Genomic DNA, 19471 nt, shown 5'->3' with positions numbered 1-19471 from the left:
CGTTCAGTCCGCCGCCAGCAGCAGCGCGCGCAGTTCCGCGTCCAGTTCGCGCGGTGCCTCCGCATCGAAGAAGATGTCGAACGCCAGCGCCGCCTGGCCGATCAGCATTTCCAGCCCGTCCAGCGTCTTGAGGCCCCGGTCACGCGCCGCCTTCAGCAAGCCCGTCTCCAGCGGCGCATAGACGATGTCATAGACGGTCGCGCTGGCCGGCAGCGGCGACAGGTCCAGATCCAGCGCCGGCTGGCCGACCATGCCCAGCGACGTGCTGTTGACCAACAGGTCGGCGGCCGGCAGCGCATCGGTCATGCCGATCACCTTGCCCTTCACCCCGGCCCGGTCGAGCAGCGCCTGTCCCTTGGCCGGGTCTCGCGCCATGATCGTGATGTCCGGCACGCCCAGGCTGGTGAGCGCGAACAGGATCGCCCGCGCCGCGCCGCCCGCGCCGATCAGCACCGCATGGCGCCCCTTCCACTTGTCGCGCAGCAGCGGCTGCAGAAACCCGCCGGCATCGGTGTTGGTGCCGATCAGCGGCCCGGCGGTCTCGCTGGCGATGGTGTTCATCGCGCCGATCCGGTCGCGCACTCCACCCGGATCGTCGGTATAGTCCATCACCGCGATCTTGTGGGGAATGGTGACATTGCAGCCCAGCCAGTCGGGATCGGCCCGGCGCTGCAGGAAATAGGCGGACAGCCCCTCGGGCGTCACATGAGTCTTCTTATACTCCGCCTCGATATCCAGCGCCTGCAGCCAGAAATTGTGGATAAGGGGCGACTTGCTGTGGTCGATCGGATCGCCGATCACCTCGGCATAAGGGAGCTTGTCGGTCATGACGCCAGAACGCCCCTTATGCGCAGGAAGTCAAGCAGCGGCAGCAGCGGCAGGCCCTGGATGCCGAACTGGCTGCCTTCCACCCTGGCGAACAATTGCGCGCCCGGCCCCTCGATCCGGTAGCAGCCGACGCACCATTGGCATTCGTCCCAGTCGCCCTCCAGATAGGAGTCGATGAATCCGTCGGACAGGATCCGCACCGTCATCCGCACCCGCTCGACATGGCGCCAGATCGGTTCATTGTTGAGCACGATCACCGCTGCGCTGTGGAGATGATGCACCCGGCCCGACAGCAGGCCCAGGATGCGCGCGGCATCCTCCTTGTCGATCGCCTTGTCGATCATCGTCCCGTCGTCGAGAGTCAGGGTCTGATCGCAGCCCAGCACCAGCGCCCCCGGCACGCGGCGCGACACCTTGAGCGCCTTCAGCTCCGCCAGCGCATCGGCCAGCGCGCGGCCGTCATGGCCGTCGGCGCGCAATGCTTCCTTGGCGGCCTCTTCATCCACACCGGGCGACAGCGCCTCGAACGGCACGCCGGCCGCGCTCAGCATGGCGCGCCGGCTGGCACTCTGCGAGGCTAGGACGATCATGCTTCATTTCCTTCCGCCAGTTCGCGGTCGTTGAACAGGTTGATGATGGCGGCGGCCGCTTCCTCGATCGACCGGCGGGTCATGTCGATCACCGGCCAGCCATTGTCGGCGAACATGCGCCGCGCAAAGGCCAGTTCCTCCTGCACCTTGTCGCTATCCACATAGGCGGTCTCGGGCGCCTGGTTGAGCGACAGCAACCGGTTGCGCCGTATCTGGATCAGCCGCTCGGGACTGATGGTGAGGCCCACCACCATCGGATGCTTCAGGCCATAAAGGCTGCGCGGCGGCGGCGATTCCGGCACCAGCGGGATATTGGCGGTCTTGTAGCCGCGATTGGCGAGGTAGATGGAGGTCGGCGTCTTCGACGCGCGCGACACGCCCGCCAGGACGATATCGGCCTCCTCCCAATTCTCATGCCCCACGCCATCATCATGGGCGATGGTGAACTGGATCGCCTCAATCCGGGCGAAATAGGCTTCGTCGAGGATATGCTTGCGGCCCGGCCGGGTCCGGGTTTCCTGCCCCAATATGTTGGACAGGGCATCGGCCACGCTATCGAGCGCAGCGACATGGGGCAGGCCGAGCGCGCGGCAGCGCGTTTCCAGCCGCCGCCGCAGCACATGGTTGGTGAGCGTGAACAGCACCAGGCCGGGATGGGCGGATATCTCCTCCATGATCCGGTCGAGATGCACTTCGGATCGGACCATCGGCCAGAAATGGCGGATCGCCTCGACATTTTCGAACAGGCCGATCGCCGCCTTGGCGATATTCTCCAGCGTCTCGCCGGTGGAGTCCGAAAGCAGGTGAAGATGGATACGTGACACAGGCATATCTCTGTGAGTCCCCTGTGGATAAAGCAAGGGATAGAGTTGTGGATAACTTTGCAGCCCCATTTCGTCCCCAGAAAGCGGAATCTTATCCACAGCCTCTCAACAGGGCCGGAATCTTATCCACAGCCTGTGGGTAATGGGGATGATTCAGATGACTCGCCGCGGAATCGCGTGACTCCAGGAGTCAAGCTGTTGGCAAAAGCGGGGACAGCGCATAAACCCCCGAACCAACAGCCCAACAACCTCAACATTCCTTTTTAAATATCTTTATAAAGTAGAGAGTTCATGACGGGTCCCGACGCTCACGCCGGCGCAGTCAGCGCCAAGCCGCTCCTTTCCGTATTGCGCGGCGCGGTGCCGCCCGTCCCGCCAATGTGGCTCATGCGCCAGGCTGGCCGCTATCTGCCGGAATATCGCGCACTCCGGGCCGACAAGGGCGGTTTCCTCGAACTGGTCTATGACAGCGCCGCCGCGGCAGAGGTCACGCTCCAGCCGCTGCGCCGCTTCGGCTTCGACGGCGCCATCCTCTTTTCCGACATCCTGATCGTCCCCTATGCGATGGGACAGGATCTCTGGTTCGAAGCCGGTGAAGGCCCGCGTCTCGCCCCGATCCTGGCGGAGACCGACCTGTCGGCGCTGAAACCCGATTTCAGCCGCTATGAGGCTGTGTATGAAACGGTGCGGCAGGTGAAGGCTGCTCTCGACCCGTCGGTGACCTTCCTGGGCTTTGCAGGCAGTCCCTGGACGATCGCCACCTATATGGTCGCGGGACAGGGCAGCAAGGACCAGGGCGCTGCGCGTCGCATAGCTTATCAACAGCCCGATCGCTTCGCCGCGCTGATCGACGCGATCGTCGATGCCACCGTCATCTATCTCTCCGGCCAGATCGAGGCCGGCGTGGAAGCGGTGCAATTGTTCGACAGCTGGGCCGGCAGCCTCGCCCCGCTCCAGTTCGAACGCTGGGTGATAGAGCCCAATGCCGCGATCGTCCGCAAATTGAAGGCGCTCCATCCCGACATTCCGGTGATCGGCTTTCCCAAGGGTGCCGGCGCGAAACTGCCGGCCTATGCGATCGGCACCGGGGTCGATGCGGTGGGTGTGGATGAAACGGTCGACCCGCATTGGGCGAACCAGGCGCTGCCCGCCGGGCTTCCGGTGCAGGGCAATCTCGATCCGCTGGCGCTGATTGCCGGCGGTCAGGCGGTGGAACAGGCTGTGGATAACTTGCGCGCCGCCTTTGCCGGCCGGCCCCATATCTTCAACCTGGGCCATGGCATATTGCCCGACACGCCGATCGCCCATGTCGAGGCGCTGATCGCCTATGTGCGCGGAACGGAGACACGCTGATGCCCTATCTCGGCGCTGCCTATCTGTGGGTGAAGGCCGCCCATGTCATCTTCGTCATCTTCCTGATGGCGGGGCTGTTCATGATGCCGCGCTTCTTCGTCTATCATCAGGAAACCGTGCCGGGCTCGGCGGAGGACCAGCGCTGGATCGAGCGTGAGACGCGCCTGCTCAAGATCATCCTCAACCCGTCGCTGATCCTCACCTGGGTCTTCGGCCTGATGCTGATGGTGGAAATCGGCGCCTGGCATTTCGGCTGGTTCCACCTGAAGCTGCTCTTCGTCCTGGCGCTGTCGGGCTATCATGGCTGGATCGCCAGCTATGCAAAGAAGCTTGCGCGCGGTCAGCGCAGCCTGGCCGACAAGCAGTTGCGCATGCTGAACGAAGTGCCCGGCATTGCCGCGGCGGTGATCGTCATCATGGTGATCGTCCGCCCCTTCTGACGGTCGTAGCGTAAAGCGTCCGAAAAGATCGGGCGCTTTACTTGGCCTATGGCGCAAGTCTTCGGACTATGCTTTGCCTCCGCCGGTCCGCATCCTGCGGACTTTCTGTGGGGGTATCATGATTCGTCTGTTTTTCTGCGCGGCCGCGTTGGCCGCGCCGATGGCGGCTGCGCAGCAGCCTGCCGTCACCATCGCGCCTGCCGTCGATGGCAATGTCCTGCGCGCCGGTGCCAAGGTGCCCGTTCGCACGCTGGTGGAACTCACCACCAAGAAGAAGGCGGTGAAGGTCGGCGATCGCGTCAATATCGAGACCGCCGAAGCCGTGATGGTCGGTAATAATGTGGTGATCCCCGCCGGCACGCCCGGCATCGCGGAAATCACCAGCGTCCGGAACAAGGGCATGTGGGGCAAGTCCGGCTTCATTGAGGGCCGCGTGCTCTATGTCCGGCTGGGGGGCCGGCAGGTGCGCTTGACCGGCACCTTCAATGACAAGGGCGTGACCGGCACCGCCGGCGTCGTCGGTGCGATCGCGCTGATCCCGGTCGCCGGCTTCTTTACCACCGGCACCAGCGCCAACATCCCGTCGGGCTCGATCATCCCCGCCTTCCTGGACGAGGATCTGGCCTTCTCGGTCGACAGCGCGGCGGTGACGCCCGCGCCGATCGCCGCGACCCCGGCTCCGGTCGAAGCCGGCACCGCTGCTCCGGCCGCTGGCGCACTTTGATCGACAGGGGGATCGGGGCCTTCGCCCCGGTCCCTCGGGCTGCTGTCCTACGCCGCCATGACCATGCTATAGCGGGAGTGTCGCCGATCGGGTGACAGGCGAATAGGATCGCCCCCGCGCAACATAATGTCAAAATGTGCGGGAAATGTGCGAAGTTAAGCGGAAGGCGCCCATGAATGACCCGCGCATCTGGTTCGGCCCCAAGCGTATCGGCTGGGGCTATGGTCCCCGCACCTGGGAGGGCTGGGCGGTGGTCGGCCTGTTCGTCCTCGGCTGTGTCCTGCTCAAGCGTCTGAGCTGAGGTCAGGCCGGGCCTTTAGACCAGATCGACCGCGATATTGTCGATCAGCCGGGTCTTGCCCAGCTTCGCAGCGCCCAGCAGCCGTGCCGGACGGTCGAACGTTGCGATCGGCTCCAGGCTGTCTGCGTCGCACAGGGTCACATAGTCGATCGGGTCGAAACCATGGGTCGCCAGCGTGGCGATTGCCTTCGCCAGTGCCGCCTCGACCGGCTCGCCCTTCTCGATCTGCCGCTTCGCCTCACCCAGAGCGCGCGGCAGCGCCAGCGCGTCCTTGCGCTCCTGCTCGCTGAGATAAGCGTTGCGCGACGACAGCGCCAAACCATCCTCGGCCCGCTGGGTCGGCATGCCGATGATCTCGATGTCCAGATTGGTGTCGGCAACCATCCGGCGGATCACGGCGAGCTGCTGATAATCCTTCTCGCCAAAGATCGCGACATCGGGTGCGACCTGGTTGAACAGCTTGGTTACGACGGTGGCGACGCCATCGAAATGGCCCGGCCGCGCCGCGCCATCCAGCCCTTCGCTGACCCCCGACACCCGGATATTGGTGGCATAGCCGGCCGGATACATGACTTCGACGCTCGGCGCCCACAATATGTCGACGCCGGCGGCCTGCAGCAGCTGCGCGTCCTTCGCCTCGCGCCGGGGATAGGCATCCAGATCCTCGTTCGGGCCGAACTGGCGTGGATTGACGAAGATCGACACCACGACATGGCGGCCATGGCGGCGGGCTTCCTCGACCAGCGCCATATGGCCGTCATGCAGCGCGCCCATGGTGGGGACCAGCGCCAGTTTCTTTCCGTCGGACTTCAGCGCGGCAACGGCGGCACGCAGGGCGGGAAGGTCACGGAGAATTTGCACGGGACGAGGGGCTCCGATAAGGGCAGGGACACAGGGGCGTCCTGCTAGGCTTCGCGCCACGGGACCGTCAAGAATCTAGAGCGACAAACACGGGGTTATCAAGGTCCGATGGCGAACGCGCAAACGCACCTCATCGTCTTCGCCAATGAAAAGGGCGGAACCGGCAAGTCGACGACCGCCGTCCACACGGCGATCGCGCTGACCGCGCTCGGCCATAGCGTCGGCCTGATCGATCTCGACCCGCGCCAGCGCACCGTCACCCGCTATATGGAAAACCGCGCCGAAACCGCGCGCCGCCGCGGCATCGATCTGTCGGCGCCGGACTTTGCGGTGTTTCAGGGCGACAATGTCGCCGCGCTAGACGAACAGGCGGCGGCGGTTGCCGAGGGCAAGGATTTCCTGATCGTCGACACGCCCGGCCGCGACGATGATTTCGCCCGGCACATGGCGGCCCGCGCCAACACGCTGGTCACGCCGATGAACGACAGTTTCGTCGATTTCGACCTGATCGGCCAGGTCGATGCCGAAACCTTCCGGGTGCGCCGCCTGTCCTTCTATTCCGAACTCATCTTCGAAGCGCGCAAGTCGCGCGCCAAGGCCGATGGCGTGTCGATCGACTGGGTGGTGCTGCGCAACCGCGTCCAGCATCATGACGCCCGCAACAAGAAGCGCGTCGGCGATGCGCTGATGGAATTGTCGCGCCGGGTCGGCTTCCGCGTCATTCCCGGATTGTCGGAGCGCGTCATCTTCCGCGAACTCTTCCCCTCGGGCCTGACCCTGCTCGACAAGGGGCATCTGGGCGACCTGGGCATCAGCCATATCGCCGCGCGCCAGGAATTGCGCGAGATGGTAGCCGGATTAGCCCTGCCGACCGGCGATCATGCCGCGTCCGTGGACATGCTCGGCGCCGCCTGATGGGGCTGATCGCGCTGGTGCTGATCGGCCTGGCGGGCTGGCTCATCTGGACCGGGAGATTGCAGCGCATGTCGACCAAGGATGGCATGGCATTGGGAGCGGCGCTGGTCGGCGCGGTGCTGGCGGCCAAGGGCAAGCCGGCGCTCGGCGCGCCGATCCTGCTGGGCGCGGCTCTCTTCTTCGCGTCGCAGGGCAAGGCGAAGAAGGGCGCTAACCGCGCCAGGCGCAAGGCTGCGCCGCCGGTGCAGACTGACAGGGCCGACGTGGAGGGCGCCCGCGCCCTGCTCGGTCTGTCGGCGGATGCCCGCGCGACCGATATCCGCGCCGCACATCGCCGCCTGATCGCCTCGGTCCATCCCGACAAGGGTGGAACCGAAGCGCTGGCTGCCCAGATCAATGCCGCGCGCGACCTGTTGCTCGCTGACCTTGCCGAGCGGGATCGTCCGTCCGCCGGCTGATTGCCCCAGAAAGGACTATATGGCCCATCGCTTCCACCCGACCCTGCTGCGCGAATATGACATGCGCGGCGTTGTCGGCCCGATGCTCGGGGAAGCGGAGGGCTATGCGCTGGGGCGCAGTTTCGCGACCTGGGTGCGGCGCGCCGGTGGATTAGCGGTCGCGGTCGGCTATGACGGGCGGCTGAGTTCGCCCATGCTGGAGGGCGCGCTGGTGCGCGGCCTCACCGACAGCGGCGTCGATGTGCTGCGTGTCGGTCTCGGTCCCACGCCGATGCTCTATTATGCCGAGGCCGAACTGGACGTGGCGGGCGCCATCCAGGTGACCGGCAGCCATAATCCCGCAGATCAGAATGGTTTCAAGCTGGTCCTGGATCATGCGCCCTTTCATGGCGAGGCGATCCAGCAGCTCGGCGCGATGGCGGCGGCCGGCGACTGGCTGGCGGGCGAAGGCCGGGTGCGCGATGTCGATATCATGCCGGCCTATATCGAACGGCTGGTGCGCGATTTTGACGGCGCCGCCTGGCGGATTGGCTGGGACGCGGGAAACGGCGCCGCAGGGCCGGTCGTGGAGAAGCTGGTGCAACTCCTGCCGGGTGAGCATCATCTGCTCTTCACCGATGTAGACGGCAATTTTCCCAACCATCATCCTGATCCTACCGAAGAAGCGAATCTGGCCGATCTTCGTTCCCTTGTCCTCTCCAGGAAGCTCGATTTCGGCGTGGCTTTCGATGGCGATGGCGACCGGATCGGCGTGGTCGATGGCCTGGGCCGGATCATCTGGGGCGACCAACTGCTCGGCCTGTTCGCGCAGGTCGTGCTGAAGGATCGTCCCGGCGCCCCGATCGTCGCGGATGTGAAGGCCAGCCAGGCCCTGTTCGACGAGATTGCGCGGCTGGGCGGTGAGCCGGTGCTGTGGAAGACCGGGCACAGCCATATCAAGTCCAAAATGAAGCAGATTGGCAGTCCGTTGGGTGGCGAGATGACCGGCCACATCATGTTCGCCGACGATTTCTACGGTTTTGATGATGGACTCTATGCCGCCGTTCGCCTGATCCGCGCGGCTGCCCGGTTGCGCCGCACCGTCACCGACCTGCGCGGTGACATGGCCGAAATGGTCAACACGCCGGAAATCCGCATTGCCGTGCCGGAAGACCGCAAGTTCGCGATCATCGAAGACCTGCGCGACCGGCTGGTTGCATCCGGCGCAATCGTGGAATCGATCGATGGCGCACGCGTTCGCACCATCGATGGCTGGTGGCTGCTGCGCGCGTCCAACACCCAGAATGCGCTGACCGCGCGGGCGGAGGCGTCGGATGCCGCGGGATTGGCGCGCCTGTTGGCAGAAATCGAATCCCATTTGCGTGATTCGGGCGTCGATCAGCGATTGCAAGCGGCGAAATAGCCTATCGCAGCGCGCAAAATTGATATCGCTATCATTATTTCATGCGGAATTTCCCTTAGGGAAACATGGATTTATGACACCGGTTGCATGAAACGCAATCGCGCCATCATGTTTCGCATTTGCGACGAACGCCGCCTGGCCGCAAAAGGAACTCGCCTTTCAGGCATCCTCTCCTAAAACTTCATAGCCGTCCCTTGGGGCGGCTTTTTTTTTGACCTGTGACGTTGACGCAACAGGGCGGCACTTGCCGTAGCGTCCAGCCGGCCGAAATCCGGGCAATTGAGCGAAAAATCGCGGAAATCCGTCATTGGCGCCTGTAGAAATCGTCGGGATAGCTGTTATGCGCATGGTTCCATAAGTCGCATGAGGCGTTTAAGCGCCCGCACCAAATGGCCAAATGAGTTTTTAGCAGAGGAAACGCCATGTCCCTTCGCCGTCGCATTCTTCCCACCATCCTGCTGACCGGGGCGATTGTCGCACCGATGCCGGCGCTGGCCGGTGGCTTCTATCTTCAGGAACAGTCGCCGGTGGAAACCGGCCGCGCCATGGCTGGCGGCGCCGCTGCAGGTGACGATCCCTCGACGATCTATTTCAACCCTGCCGCCATGACCCAGTTGTCGGGCGTCCAGGTTTCGGCCGGTGTCAACGCCCTGATGGCTTCCGCCCACCAGACCAACCGTGGCAGCTATCGCTCGGTCCCCGGTTCGACCGCCCGCGTGCCGGTGACTGGCAATGACGGTGGCCAGCCGTTCGAAAGCGTCATCCCGGTCCCCAATTTCTACGCCTCGGCGCAGGTCACCGACCGGCTGTGGCTGGGTCTGGGCGTCAACGCGCCCTTCGGCCTGAAGCTGGAATATGATGACGGTTTCTTCGGTCGCTATGACTCGATCTACACCGACCTGAAGACCTACAACATCCAGCCGTCTGCCGCGTTCAAGCTGAACGACAATTTCTCGATCGGCGGTGGCGTCGACGTGCAATATGTGAAGGCGAACCTGACCAACGCGCTGCCGCAGGTGTCGCCGCTGGTCACCACCGACGGCTTCACCAAGCTGAAGGGCGACGACTGGACCGTCGGCTGGAACGCCGGCCTGTTCTACACCAACGGCACCACCAATGTCGGCGTCCACTATCGGTCGGGCATCAACCACAAGCTCAAGGGCACCCAGACCATTTCCGGTCTGGTGACGCCGCTCAGCGCCGCCAATGGCGAGTTTGATGCCTCCGCACCGCTGGACCTGCCCGATATCGTCACCGTGTCCTTCATGCACAAGCTGACGCCGAACCTGCGCGCGATGATCACCGGCAAATGGTATGGCTGGTCCAGCTTCAAGGGGATCGAGGTCACCTCGGCCACCGGCACCACCAACAAGGAACTGGATTACAAGGACAGCTACAGCGTCAGCCTGGGCGGCGAATATGATTTCAGCCCCGCCTTCACGCTGCGCGCCGGCACCATGTTCGACCGTTCGCCGACCAATCCGCAGCATCTGACCACCCGCGTGCCCGATGGCGACCGCGTGTGGCTGACGGGCGGCGCGACCTGGAATATCTCGCCGGCCTTCGCGCTGAACGTTGCCTACGCCCATACCTGGGTGGAAAAGGCGAACATCATCCGCCCGGACAGCTATTTCCCGTCGCCGGCCACCGTCACCGCCACGACCCTGGCACAGACCAGCGGCAATGCGGACCAGGTTGCCGCATCGCTGACCGCGCGCTTCTAAAAAGCTGCGTTAATGCTTATAGGGGGCTCCAGAGATCTGGAGCCCCTTTTCATGTCCGAACATAATCCCGGCCTGCGCCCCTGGCGCGACATCGCCCGACGGCAGTCGCGGCAGATCATGGTCGGCAACGTCCCCGTGGGCGGCGGCGCGCCGGTCACGGTGCAGACCATGACCAACACGCTGACCCATGACGTCAAGGCGACGATCGACCAGATTCGTCGCTGCGAGGATGCCGGCGTCGACATCATCCGCGTCTCCTGCCCGGACGAGGAATCGACCGCGGCGCTCAAACAGATCGTCCGCGCCGCGCGCGTGCCGATCGTCGCCGACATCCATTTCCACTATAAGCGCGCGCTGGAAGCCGCCGATGCCGGTGCTGCCTGCCTGCGCATCAATCCCGGCAATATCGGTTCGGCCGCGCGGGTGAAGGAAGTGGTGGACGCCGCCAAGGCCAATAATTGCTCGATCCGCATCGGCGTCAACGCCGGCAGCCTGGAACGCGACCTGCTCGAAAAATATGGCGAGCCTTGCCCGGAAGCGCTGGTCGAAAGCGCGCTCGACCATATCAAGCTGCTGCAGGACCAGGATTTCCACGAATATAAGGTCGCCGTGAAGGCGAGCGACGTGTTCCTGGCGGTCGCGGCCTATATGCAACTGGCCGATGCGGTCGATTGCCCGCTGCATCTGGGCATCACCGAAGCCGGCGGCCTGATCGGCGGCACGGTCAAGAGCGCGATCGGCATCGGTAACCTGCTCTGGGCCGGCATCGGTGACACGATCCGCGTCTCGCTCTCGGCCGAACCGGAAGAGGAAGTGCGGGTCGGCTATGAGATGCTCAAGACGCTCGGCATCCGCACCCGCGGCGTCAAGGTCATCTCCTGCCCCAGCTGCGCGCGGCAGGGATTCGACGTGATCCGCACCGTCCAGGCGCTGGAGGAACGGCTGCAGCATATCAACACGCCGCTCTCGCTGTCGGTGCTGGGCTGCGTCGTCAACGGTCCGGGCGAAGCGCGCGAAACCGATATCGGCCTGACCGGCGGCGGCAATGGCAAGCATATGGTCTATCTGTCGGGCGTCACCGATCACACGATCCAGGATGCCGATATGGTCGACCATATCGTCAGGCTGGTCGAGGCCAAGGCGGCTGAGATCGAGGCAGCGGCGAGCGACGCGGGACAGGTCCAGGCGGCCGAATGACGGACAGCGCCGACCGGTCCGCCATCGCCCATGGTGCAAGCGCCACGGGTGCGCAGGCGGTCGGCGCGTCCGCTATTGGGACATTGGCCCTGGGCGCAGTTGCATTGGGGGCAATAGCGGTTGGCGCCCTGGCCATCGGTCGCCTGCGCATCGGCAAGGCACGGATCACCCGGCTTCATATCGACGAATTGCATATCGGCAGGATCGTCGGCCCCGGTCGCGACTGATCCCGTCACCCGTCGATGGATCGTCCGCTTTCCTCTCCCCGCAGCCCGTCCGTGCTGCTGCCCTTCCTCATCTGCTGCCTTGGCGTCGCGCTCTTTTCGGTGATGGACGCGGCGATGAAGGGGCTCAGCCTCTCGATCGGCCTTTATAACGCGCTGCTCTGGCGCGCGATCACCGGCAGCCTGCTCGGGCTGGTCCTGATGCTCGCCACCCGTCAGCGCTGGCCAAACCGCTCCGTGCTGCGCCTGCATCTGCTGCGTGGCGTTGTCGTGGCGCTGATGGCCAGCTTCTTCTTCTGGGCGATCATGCGCCTGCCACTGGCCGAAGCCATTGCCCTCTCCTTCATCGCTCCGCTGATCGCGCTCTATCTTGCGGCCTTACTGCTCAAGGAACGGATCGGTCGGCAGGCGATCGGCGCCTCGCTGCTCGGCCTGGTCGGGGTCGGCGTGATCCTGTCGGGGCGGATGCGCGGCGACTATGATGGCGACGCGCTGATGGGGGCGGGCGCGGTGCTGCTCTCGGCGATGCTGTTCGCCTGGAACCTGATCCTCCAGCGCCAGCAGGCCCAGCTTGCCTCGCCGATAGAGGTCGCCTTCTTCCAGCATCTGGTCATGCTGGGCGTGTTTGCCATCGGCGCGCCGGCCTGGGCGATCGTGCCGACCGGAGCGGCGGTGCCGCTGGTGCTGCTGGCCGCCATGCTGGCCTTCACTTCTCTCGCGGCGCTCGCCTGGGCCTATGCGCGTGCGGAAGCCCAGCGGCTGATCCCGGTCGAATATACCGCCTTCGTCTGGGCCGCGATCTTCGGCTGGCTCGCCTTTGGCGAGCAACTGACGCTCACAACCCTTGCCGGTGCCTTGTTGATCGTCGCCGGCTGCCTTATCGCCGCGCGCACGAAACGGGCGGATATCGCCCATGTGGAAGCGGGAGCGGCATGAGCAAGGTCATCATCAGGGACGCGCAATCAACGGATATCGATACCATCGCGAATTTCATCCTGGCGCTTGCCGACTATGAGAAGTTGGCCCATGAAGTGAAGGCCGACCGCGAGACGCTGGCCCGCTATCTGTTCGGTCCCCGGCCGATGGCGGAGGTGCTGATCGCCGAGCATGATGGCGCGCCGATCGGCTTTGCCCTCTTCTTCCACAATTTCTCGACTTTCGAGGGGCGTCCGGGCCTCTATCTGGAGGATCTGTTCGTCCTGCCCGAAGCGCGGGGGCTCGGCGCCGGCAAGGCGCTGCTCGCCCGTCTCGCCCAATTGGCGATCGCGCGCGATTGCGCCCGGCTCGAATGGTCGGTGCTGGACTGGAACGCGCCGGCGATCGCCTTCTACCGGGCGCTTGGCGCCCGGCCGATGGACGAATGGACCGTGCAGCGCGTCGATGGCGATGCGCTCAGCGCCCTCGCATCGCATCCTGCAGGCTGACGCCCAGCAGCACGATCGCAAAGCTGCTCAGGGCAATCACGACAAAGGCGGGATAGAAAGAGGCGAACATGGCGACATCTCCTTTCGCCGCCTATTTTGCGCCAGCGCCCCAGGCCCGCGACATACGCAATGTTGCGGATGGGGCGGGACGAGCCGAGGGGCCGCAGGCTTGACGAGGACTCCTGGCTCGGCGCATTGTGCCGGAACGGAACATTTGGGGGACATTTGACCATGGCTGTCAGCCGCGGAGCCAAGCGCGCGCCGGAATGGCGCGAAATGCTCAAGCGCAGCATCGTGCGCAGCGGCGCGCTGATCGGGGCGATCTCGCTGTTTCTGGCGACCCTGTTCCTGGCGCTGGCGCTGCTGAGCTATCAGCCCAGCGACCCGTCGATGAACACGGTGGCGGGCGATCATGTCGCCAATATCATGCGCGCGCCCGGCGCCATGGTGGCCGACATGCTGCTGCTGCTGTTCGGCGTGCCGATCGCGCTGCTGCTGCCGCTGATGGGGATTACCGCCCGTCGCCTGTGGGGCGATCATGAGATGATCGGGTGGAAAGCGCAGTTCGGCAAATGCCTGGTCGGCATCATCCTGATCGGCATCGCGCTGGCCCTGTTCCAGCCCGATCCGCTGGTCGGCCTGCCCTCCGGCTGGGGCGGCATGATCGGCCTTGTCACCGCCAAGGGGTTGATGAGCCTGACCGCCCAGGCGCCGGCCGCGCAGGGCTGGATCATCGGCATATTGGTGGTCGTGGCCATGCTGGCAGGCCTCTTCGTCTGGTATCGCAGCCTGGCGCTGGAAAAGCCGATCTTCACCATCCGCCGCCCGACCCTGCCCCGGCTCAGCCTGCCGCGCCCCTCGCTCGCCTTCGCGGGACAGGGGGGAGCGGCCGATCTGGACGAGGATGATGACGGCCCGGTCGAACGGGTGATCGCGCCGCGCAAGCAGGTGTCGAACGAGCCCAAGCCGCCGATCACCATCCAGGCGCCCAAGCCCGCCCCGGTGCAGCGCTCGACCGCGCCGGTGTCGCAGGATGATCTGTTCGGCCACAGCTCGCTGCCGTCGGCCGACCTGCTCAACCCCATCCCCGCCAATCAGGGCCAGAAGATCGACAAGGCGGCGCTGGAACGCAACGCCCGCCTGCTGGAGAGCGTTCTCGACGACTTCCATGTGAAGGGCAATATCGTCGAGGTTCGCCCCGGTCCCGTCGTCACCATGTATGAGCTGGAGCCGGCACCGGGCATCAAGGCGAGCCGCGTGATCGCGCTGGCCGACGATATCGCCCGCAACATGTCGGCGCTGTCGGCGCGCGTCGCCACCATTCCCGGCCGCACCGTCATCGGCATCGAGCTGCCCAACACCAATCGCGAGGGCGTGTCCTTCCGCGAACTCATCACCAGCGAGCAGTTCGGTGCGGAAGCGACCCTGCCGATCATCCTGGGCAAGAATATCTCGGGTGAGCCGATCATCGCCGATCTGGCGCCGATGCCGCATCTGCTGATCGCGGGTACCACCGGTTCGGGTAAGTCGGTCGGCCTCAACGCCATGATCCTGTCGCTGCTCTACCGCATGACGCCGGACCAGCTGCGCCTGATCATGATCGATCCCAAGATGCTGGAACTGTCGACCTATGACGACATCCCGCATCTGCTCGCCCCGGTCGTGACCGAGCCGAGCAAGGCGATCCGCGCGCTCAAATGGGCGGTGGAGCAGATGGAGGATCGCTATCGCATGATGGCGTCGATCTCGGTCCGCAACCTCGCCAATTACAACGAGAAGGTTCGCGCCGCGAAGGCCAAGGGCAAGCCGCTCGGCCGCCGTGTCCAGACCGGCTATGACCCCGAGAGCGGCAAGCCGATCTATGAGGAAGAGCAGCTCGATTTCCAGCCGCTGCCGCAGATCGTGGTGGTGGTCGACGAACTGGCCGACCTCATGATGACGGCGGGCAAGGAAGTCGAATTCCTGATCCAGCGTCTGGCGCAGAAGGCGCGCGCCGCCGGCATCCACCTGATCCTCGCGACCCAGCGTCCCTCGGTCGACGTCATCACCGGCGTCATCAAGGCGAACCTGCCGACCCGCATCAGCTTCTTCGTGACCAGCAAGATCGACAGCCGCACCATCCTGGGCGAACAGGGCGCCGAACAGCTGCTGGGCAAGGGCGACATGCTCTATATGCATGGCGGCAAGGGCCTGATGCGCGTTCATGGTCCCTTCGTTTCGGACGATGAGGTGCGCGTGGTTGCCGACCATTGGCGCGCGCAGGGGGCGCCCGATTATATCCAGGCGGTCACGGAAGAGCCGGAAGAAGGCAGCTTCGCGCTCGACGGCGTGGACCTGGGCGATGACAGCCCGGACGCGCAGCTGTTCCGCAAGGCCTGCCAGCTGGTGTTCGAGAATCAGAAGGCCTCGACCAGCTGGCTGCAGCGCCAGCTGCGAGTCGGCTACAACAGCGCCGCACGCCTGATCGAACGGATGGAGGAAGAAGGGCTGGTCGGCCCGCCCAACCATGTCGGCCGCCGCGAAGTGCTGCGTGACGAGAATGGCAATCCGCTCTGACGCTACGAAATGCCTGTTTTCCTTGAGCGATTGCGTTCCGTGCAACCATGCTTGCTGCCTTCGCATTTGTCGTGACAGGGGCTTTGGGACATTAGGAACAGGCCTTTCAGGCATCCTCTCCTAAAAACTTTTCAGGCTGATCTTCGGATCAGCCTTTTTTTTGTCCGCGAATCGGTCTAGGCAGGCGTCGCTGCTGCCGCGCCGATAAACATAATTGGAGCGGTGCCGCCGGTAAGACCGGCATGGCGAGGCGGGAGCACGGGGGATCGAGCCAGCCATTTCACGGCCGCTCTCCCCCGTCTGGTCTTTCCGATCGATCCTTTCCCTGCGATGGAACAGCAAGGTTCACAGCGGGTTCAAGCCCCACCCCCTATGCCCCCTTTTCCGAACAACCCGGAGATGATTGCATGAAGCGCATCCTCGCGCCTGTCGCCCTGTCCCTCGCCACCGCGCTGGTTGCGGTGCCGGCGGGCTATGCCCTTGCCCAGCAGGCGGCACCGTCCGACCTCAATCAGGTCAATGCCTATATCCGCGCCGTCACCACCCTGACCGCCGATTTCAGCCAGACCGACCGCAATGGTCAGGTGCTGACCGGCAAGCTGACCCTGAAACAGCCGGGCAAGATCCGCTTCCAATATGAAAAGGGCGTGCCGCTGCTGATCGTGGGTGACGGCAAGGCGCTGACCCTGATCGACTATGAAGTGCGCCAGGTGCAGCGCTGGCCGATCGGCAATTCGCCGCTGGCCGCGCTGATCGACCCGACCAAGGATCTGTCGAAATTCGGCACCGTCGTGCCCACCGGCGACCCGACGGTGCTGAGCGTGCAGGCAAAGGATCCCAAGCGGCCCGAGTTCGGCACCATCACCATGATCTTCAAGCGCAAGCCCGCGTCACCGGCCGGGCTGGAGCTTTATGGCTGGGTCGCGCTCGACGCACAGAACAACCGGACGGCGGTGCGTCTGTCGAACCAGCAATATGGTGTACCGGTCGCCGATTCCGCCTTCCGCTGGACCGATCCGCGTCCGCGCGGCCGTCCGAACGGCTAGGGCGGGCCGCAGGAACGATGGGCTGAAAACTTTCTGCCATCGTTCATCTGCCGCTCATATCGGATCGCCTAGATAGAGATCACGGCGAGAGACGCAGACCGGGATTTCCCCCCTGTTACCCGGCACACCGCTCCCGTCGCAAAGCGCTTCAAGGGCGCGATCGAGACCCCCGTTCCACGCCCCCGGAGCGGGGGTCTTACTTTGTCCGGCGCTTGCGCGCGGGCGCGCGGCACCCTAGGTGCTTTTCATGGCCGATACCCTTTCGATTGCATCCTGGAACATCAACAGCGTCCGCGCCCGGATCGACATCGTCGAACGCTTCCTGACCGAAGAAGCGCCCGACATTCTCTGCCTGCAGGAAACCAAGGTGGTGAACGAGATTTTCCCCACCGACATGTTCAGGCGCCTGGGATATGTCCATCAGGTGCTGAACGGCCAGCGCATGCATCATGGCGTTGCGATCATGAGCAAGGTGCCGATCCACGAGGATGACCGGTTCGACTGGCAGGCCAATGGCGAAGCGCGCCATGTCGGCATCCGCCTCGACAATGGTGTGCGGATCGAGAATGTCTATGTCCCCGCCGGCGGCGATGTCGCCGACCGCACGGTCAATCCGAAATTCGGCCAAAAGCTCGACTTTATCGAGCGGATGATCGAGTGGTCCGGCGCGCTCGACAACAAGCCGACCATCCTAACCGGCGACTTCAACATCGCGCCGCTGGAATGCGACGTCTGGAGCCACAAGCAGCTGCTCGATGTGGTCAGCCATACGCCGGTCGAATGCGAACTGCTGGGCCGGTTGCAGGCGTCGAACGACTGGGTCGATATCGGCCGTCATTTCCATCCCGCGCCGGCGCGTCTCTACACCTGGTGGAGCTATCGCGCGAAGGATTGGGCGGCGTCGGATCGCGGCCGTCGCCTTGACCATATGTGGATGACCAAGGATGTCGCCGACAAGGCGGTCGCCCACCGTGTCGTCGAACCCGCGCGCAGCTGGGAAAAGCCGTCCGACCATATCCCGATCATCACCGAGTTCGCCTTCTGATGAACGGGCGGGATGCTGCCCGCGCCATCGATGCGCTGCGTCGCGGCTGGGCGATCCGCCTGACCGCGCCCGATGGCGCGATCCGGCTGATGGCGATCGAGGGCGCGGATGCGGTGACGCTGGCCGATTTCGATCCGCAGGGGCAGGCCGATATCCTGATTTCCGCCGCCCGCGCCGAGACGCTGAAGCTCGCCAACCAGCTGGCGGCGGCCGATCCGGACCTGCCGGTACTGATCGAACGGGCACCGTGGATCGACGCGGATGTCGCAACCTCGATTTCCGATCCGGTGCTGGACCTCGCCTCGCCGCTCAAGGGGCCGTTCCGTGCGCGCGCGCTGCCGGCGCCACAGGCGGCCAAGACCGCGCTGCGCCTGGCCCGGCTGGCCGGTATCCTGCCCGCCTATTTCCTGACCGAAGGCGACGGCGCGGTCGAGGCGGAAGTCAGCGCCGATGATGTCGGCGATTATGACGATGCCATTCACCTCGCCATCGCCACCCGTGCCCGCCTGCCGGTATCGGCGAGCGAGAGCGCGGAGATCATCGCCTTCCGCAGCCCCGACGAGCCGCGCGAGCATGTCGCGCTGGTGGTCGGCAAGCGTGACGCATCGCCCCCGGTCATCCGCATCCACAGCGAATGCCTGACCGGCGACGTGTTCGGCAGCCTGAAATGCGATTGCGGCCCGCAATTGCATCAGGCGCTGCACCAGATCGCCGACGCCCAATGGGGTGTGCTGCTCTACCTGCGCCAGGAAGGCCGGGGCATCGGCCTCGTCAACAAGCTGCGCGCCTATGCGCTGCAGGATCAGGGCTTCGACACGGTCGACGCCAATGTGCGGCTGGGCTTCGCGATCGATGCGCGCGACTTCTCGGTCGCGGCGCGGATGCTCGACCTGCTCGGCATTGGCGGCGTGCGCTTGCTCACCAACAATCCGCAGAAGGTCGCCGGCTTGCAGGCGGCCGGGATCGAGGTGGTCGAACGACTGCCGATCATCCTGCCGGCCAACCCGCATAATGAACGCTATCTCGCCACCAAGCGCGACCGGACCGGCCACCAGCTATGAGTGTCATCCATGTCGATGTCGCCGCCGGGCGACTGCGCTTCGGCGATCTCGACATGGCCTGCACCATCGGCCGCAGCGGCGCCTGCGCGGCCGCCGACAAGCGCGAAGGCGATGGCTGCACCCCTTTGGGCAGTTGGCCGATCCGCGCAGTGCTGCTGCGTCCCGGCAAGGTCTCCGCCACCGGCATCGCCCTGCCCTGGCGCTGGACCCATGCGGGGGATGGCTGGTCGGACGATCCGGCCGATCCCGCCTATAACCGTCCCGTGCGCCTGCCCCGGCCCTTCTCGACCGAAAGCCTGCAGCGCAGCGACGACGCTTATGACGTGATCGTCATCCTGGGCCATAATGACGCGCCGCCAGTGCCGGGCATGGGCAGCGCCATCTTCTTCCATCTGTCCGAAGGACGCCCGACCGCCGGCTGCGTCGCGGTCGACCGCGACGACATGCTGCGCCTGTTGCCTTTGCTGTCACCCGGCGACGTCATGACCATTGCCTGAG

21 protein-coding genes are annotated in these 19471 nt (G+C 64.8%); 17 read left to right on the top strand and 4 right to left on the bottom strand.

What is annotated here, in order from left to right:
• Positions 1–3: 3 nt before the first annotated feature.
• From aroE to AC0KVN_RS20165, 3 genes are read right to left on the bottom strand one after another with little or no spacing between them, the layout of a single operon-like run.
• Entirely contained in the window at positions 4–828 is an 825-nt protein-coding gene (gene aroE, locus AC0KVN_RS20175; protein WP_435567871.1) for a shikimate dehydrogenase, read from the bottom strand.
• Positions 825–1418, bottom strand: coding sequence for a Maf family protein (locus AC0KVN_RS20170; protein WP_435567872.1), 594 nt, complete (start codon positions 1416–1418; stop codon positions 825–827). The genes aroE and AC0KVN_RS20170 overlap by 4 nt, the downstream gene beginning before the upstream one ends.
• A complete protein-coding gene (locus AC0KVN_RS20165) occupies positions 1415–2242 on the bottom strand; it encodes a pyruvate, water dikinase regulatory protein (protein ID WP_026108809.1) in 828 nt (275 codons plus the stop codon). The genes AC0KVN_RS20170 and AC0KVN_RS20165 overlap by 4 nt, the downstream gene beginning before the upstream one ends.
• Positions 2243–2533: 291 nt before the next feature.
• Between AC0KVN_RS20165 and hemE the strand changes: the two genes are divergently transcribed.
• The 4 genes from hemE to AC0KVN_RS20145 all read left to right on the top strand — a co-directional run bounded on the left by hemE (position 2534) and on the right by AC0KVN_RS20145 (position 5060).
• Positions 2534–3595: a uroporphyrinogen decarboxylase gene (gene hemE / locus AC0KVN_RS20160; RefSeq protein WP_435567873.1), complete on the top strand. Its 1062-nt coding sequence runs from the start codon at positions 2534–2536 to the stop codon at positions 3593–3595.
• On the top strand, positions 3595–4035 hold the full coding sequence (locus AC0KVN_RS20155) for a CopD family protein (protein ID WP_010335790.1): 441 nt from the start codon (positions 3595–3597) through the stop codon (positions 4033–4035). The genes hemE and AC0KVN_RS20155 overlap by 1 nt, the downstream gene beginning before the upstream one ends.
• 118 nt (positions 4036–4153) lie before the next feature.
• The gene (locus tag AC0KVN_RS20150; protein WP_435567874.1) at positions 4154–4759 is read left to right on the top strand and encodes a hypothetical protein; all 606 of its coding nucleotides are present in this window, start codon (positions 4154–4156) and stop codon (positions 4757–4759) included.
• Between the two features lie 172 nt (positions 4760–4931).
• Positions 4932–5060, top strand: coding sequence for a hypothetical protein (locus AC0KVN_RS20145; protein ID WP_268746425.1), 129 nt, complete (start codon positions 4932–4934; stop codon positions 5058–5060).
• 15 nt (positions 5061–5075) lie between these two features.
• Here AC0KVN_RS20145 and panC read toward each other — a convergent pair whose 3' ends face one another.
• Positions 5076–5921 carry a pantoate--beta-alanine ligase gene (gene panC, locus AC0KVN_RS20140; RefSeq protein ID WP_435567875.1) on the bottom strand — a complete coding sequence of 282 codons (846 nt, stop codon included), beginning with the start codon at positions 5919–5921 and terminating at the stop codon, positions 5076–5078.
• Positions 5922–6029: 108 nt separating this feature from the next.
• On the opposite strand from panC, the gene AC0KVN_RS20135 reads away from it, so the two are divergent.
• The 13 genes from AC0KVN_RS20135 (at position 6030) to AC0KVN_RS20075 (ending at position 19470) form a co-directional block, all read left to right on the top strand.
• Positions 6030–6836: a division plane positioning ATPase MipZ gene (locus AC0KVN_RS20135; RefSeq protein ID WP_004209209.1), complete on the top strand. Its 807-nt coding sequence runs from the start codon at positions 6030–6032 to the stop codon at positions 6834–6836.
• Positions 6836–7294: a J domain-containing protein gene (locus AC0KVN_RS20130; RefSeq protein ID WP_004209210.1), complete on the top strand. Its 459-nt coding sequence runs from the start codon at positions 6836–6838 to the stop codon at positions 7292–7294. Before AC0KVN_RS20135 ends, AC0KVN_RS20130 begins: the two co-directional genes overlap by 1 nt.
• 19 nt (positions 7295–7313) lie before the next feature.
• Positions 7314–8696 carry a phosphoglucomutase/phosphomannomutase PgmG gene (gene pgmG, locus AC0KVN_RS20125; RefSeq protein WP_435567876.1) on the top strand — a complete coding sequence of 461 codons (1383 nt, stop codon included), beginning with the start codon at positions 7314–7316 and terminating at the stop codon, positions 8694–8696.
• A gap of 422 nt (positions 8697–9118) precedes the next feature.
• Complete coding sequence (locus tag AC0KVN_RS20120) at positions 9119–10420, top strand: OmpP1/FadL family transporter (protein WP_004209213.1); 1302 nt, start codon at positions 9119–9121, stop codon at positions 10418–10420.
• Between the two features lie 51 nt (positions 10421–10471).
• The gene (gene ispG, locus AC0KVN_RS20115) at positions 10472–11617 is read left to right on the top strand and encodes a flavodoxin-dependent (E)-4-hydroxy-3-methylbut-2-enyl-diphosphate synthase (RefSeq protein WP_004209214.1); all 1146 of its coding nucleotides are present in this window, start codon (positions 10472–10474) and stop codon (positions 11615–11617) included.
• Complete coding sequence (locus AC0KVN_RS20110) at positions 11614–11844, top strand: hypothetical protein (RefSeq protein ID WP_435567877.1); 231 nt, start codon at positions 11614–11616, stop codon at positions 11842–11844. Before ispG ends, AC0KVN_RS20110 begins: the two co-directional genes overlap by 4 nt.
• Positions 11845–11859: 15 nt before the next feature.
• Positions 11860–12777, top strand: coding sequence for a DMT family transporter (locus AC0KVN_RS20105; RefSeq protein ID WP_051886717.1), 918 nt, complete (start codon positions 11860–11862; stop codon positions 12775–12777).
• Positions 12774–13265 (top strand): GNAT family N-acetyltransferase, encoded by a 492-nt coding sequence (locus AC0KVN_RS20100; RefSeq protein WP_069338965.1) that lies wholly within the window; start codon positions 12774–12776, stop codon positions 13263–13265. The genes AC0KVN_RS20105 and AC0KVN_RS20100 overlap by 4 nt, the downstream gene beginning before the upstream one ends.
• Before the next feature lie 231 nt (positions 13266–13496).
• Entirely contained in the window at positions 13497–15821 is a 2325-nt protein-coding gene (locus AC0KVN_RS20095) for an FtsK/SpoIIIE family DNA translocase (protein WP_435567878.1), read from the top strand.
• 407 nt (positions 15822–16228) lie between these two features.
• Positions 16229–16867, top strand: a complete 639-nt coding sequence (locus AC0KVN_RS20090) for a LolA family protein (protein WP_004209221.1) — start codon at positions 16229–16231, stop codon at positions 16865–16867.
• Positions 16868–17114: 247 nt separating this feature from the next.
• Positions 17115–17912 carry an exodeoxyribonuclease III gene (gene xth, locus AC0KVN_RS20085; RefSeq protein WP_097384944.1) on the top strand — a complete coding sequence of 266 codons (798 nt, stop codon included), beginning with the start codon at positions 17115–17117 and terminating at the stop codon, positions 17910–17912.
• Positions 17912–18973, top strand: coding sequence for a GTP cyclohydrolase II (gene ribA, locus AC0KVN_RS20080; RefSeq protein ID WP_435567879.1), 1062 nt, complete (start codon positions 17912–17914; stop codon positions 18971–18973). The genes xth and ribA overlap by 1 nt, the downstream gene beginning before the upstream one ends.
• On the top strand, positions 18970–19470 hold the full coding sequence (locus tag AC0KVN_RS20075) for a L,D-transpeptidase family protein (protein ID WP_435567880.1): 501 nt from the start codon (positions 18970–18972) through the stop codon (positions 19468–19470). The genes ribA and AC0KVN_RS20075 overlap by 4 nt, the downstream gene beginning before the upstream one ends.
• Position 19471: the final 1 nt, after the last annotated feature.

Source organism: Sphingobium sp. SG1 (genome assembly GCF_057063145.1).
The sequence above is the reverse complement of the archived record's forward strand: the minus strand, read 5'-3'. Positions and strand labels throughout refer to the sequence as shown.

What these genes read in the sequence shown, in the direction of transcription:
- aroE (WP_435567871.1), bottom strand. Translation starts at nt 828, where the DNA reads ATGACCGACAAGCTCCCTTATGCCGAGGTGATCGGCGATCCGATCGAC.
- AC0KVN_RS20170 (WP_435567872.1), bottom strand. Translation starts at nt 1,418, where the DNA reads ATGATCGTCCTAGCCTCGCAGAGTGCCAGCCGGCGCGCCATGCTGAGC.
- hemE (WP_435567873.1), top strand. Translation starts at nt 2,534, where the DNA reads ATGACGGGTCCCGACGCTCACGCCGGCGCAGTCAGCGCCAAGCCGCTC.
- AC0KVN_RS20155 (WP_010335790.1), top strand. Translation starts at nt 3,595, where the DNA reads ATGCCCTATCTCGGCGCTGCCTATCTGTGGGTGAAGGCCGCCCATGTC.
- AC0KVN_RS20150 (WP_435567874.1), top strand. Translation starts at nt 4,154, where the DNA reads ATGATTCGTCTGTTTTTCTGCGCGGCCGCGTTGGCCGCGCCGATGGCG.
- AC0KVN_RS20145 (WP_268746425.1), top strand. Translation starts at nt 4,932, where the DNA reads ATGAATGACCCGCGCATCTGGTTCGGCCCCAAGCGTATCGGCTGGGGC.
- AC0KVN_RS20135 (WP_004209209.1), top strand. Translation starts at nt 6,030, where the DNA reads ATGGCGAACGCGCAAACGCACCTCATCGTCTTCGCCAATGAAAAGGGC.
- AC0KVN_RS20130 (WP_004209210.1), top strand. Translation starts at nt 6,836, where the DNA reads ATGGGGCTGATCGCGCTGGTGCTGATCGGCCTGGCGGGCTGGCTCATC.
- pgmG (WP_435567876.1), top strand. Translation starts at nt 7,314, where the DNA reads ATGGCCCATCGCTTCCACCCGACCCTGCTGCGCGAATATGACATGCGC.
- AC0KVN_RS20120 (WP_004209213.1), top strand. Translation starts at nt 9,119, where the DNA reads ATGTCCCTTCGCCGTCGCATTCTTCCCACCATCCTGCTGACCGGGGCG.
- ispG (WP_004209214.1), top strand. Translation starts at nt 10,472, where the DNA reads ATGTCCGAACATAATCCCGGCCTGCGCCCCTGGCGCGACATCGCCCGA.
- AC0KVN_RS20110 (WP_435567877.1), top strand. Translation starts at nt 11,614, where the DNA reads ATGACGGACAGCGCCGACCGGTCCGCCATCGCCCATGGTGCAAGCGCC.
- AC0KVN_RS20105 (WP_051886717.1), top strand. Translation starts at nt 11,860, where the DNA reads ATGGATCGTCCGCTTTCCTCTCCCCGCAGCCCGTCCGTGCTGCTGCCC.
- AC0KVN_RS20100 (WP_069338965.1), top strand. Translation starts at nt 12,774, where the DNA reads ATGAGCAAGGTCATCATCAGGGACGCGCAATCAACGGATATCGATACC.
- AC0KVN_RS20095 (WP_435567878.1), top strand. Translation starts at nt 13,497, where the DNA reads ATGGCTGTCAGCCGCGGAGCCAAGCGCGCGCCGGAATGGCGCGAAATG.
- AC0KVN_RS20090 (WP_004209221.1), top strand. Translation starts at nt 16,229, where the DNA reads ATGAAGCGCATCCTCGCGCCTGTCGCCCTGTCCCTCGCCACCGCGCTG.
- xth (WP_097384944.1), top strand. Translation starts at nt 17,115, where the DNA reads ATGGCCGATACCCTTTCGATTGCATCCTGGAACATCAACAGCGTCCGC.
- ribA (WP_435567879.1), top strand. Translation starts at nt 17,912, where the DNA reads ATGAACGGGCGGGATGCTGCCCGCGCCATCGATGCGCTGCGTCGCGGC.
- AC0KVN_RS20075 (WP_435567880.1), top strand. Translation starts at nt 18,970, where the DNA reads ATGAGTGTCATCCATGTCGATGTCGCCGCCGGGCGACTGCGCTTCGGC.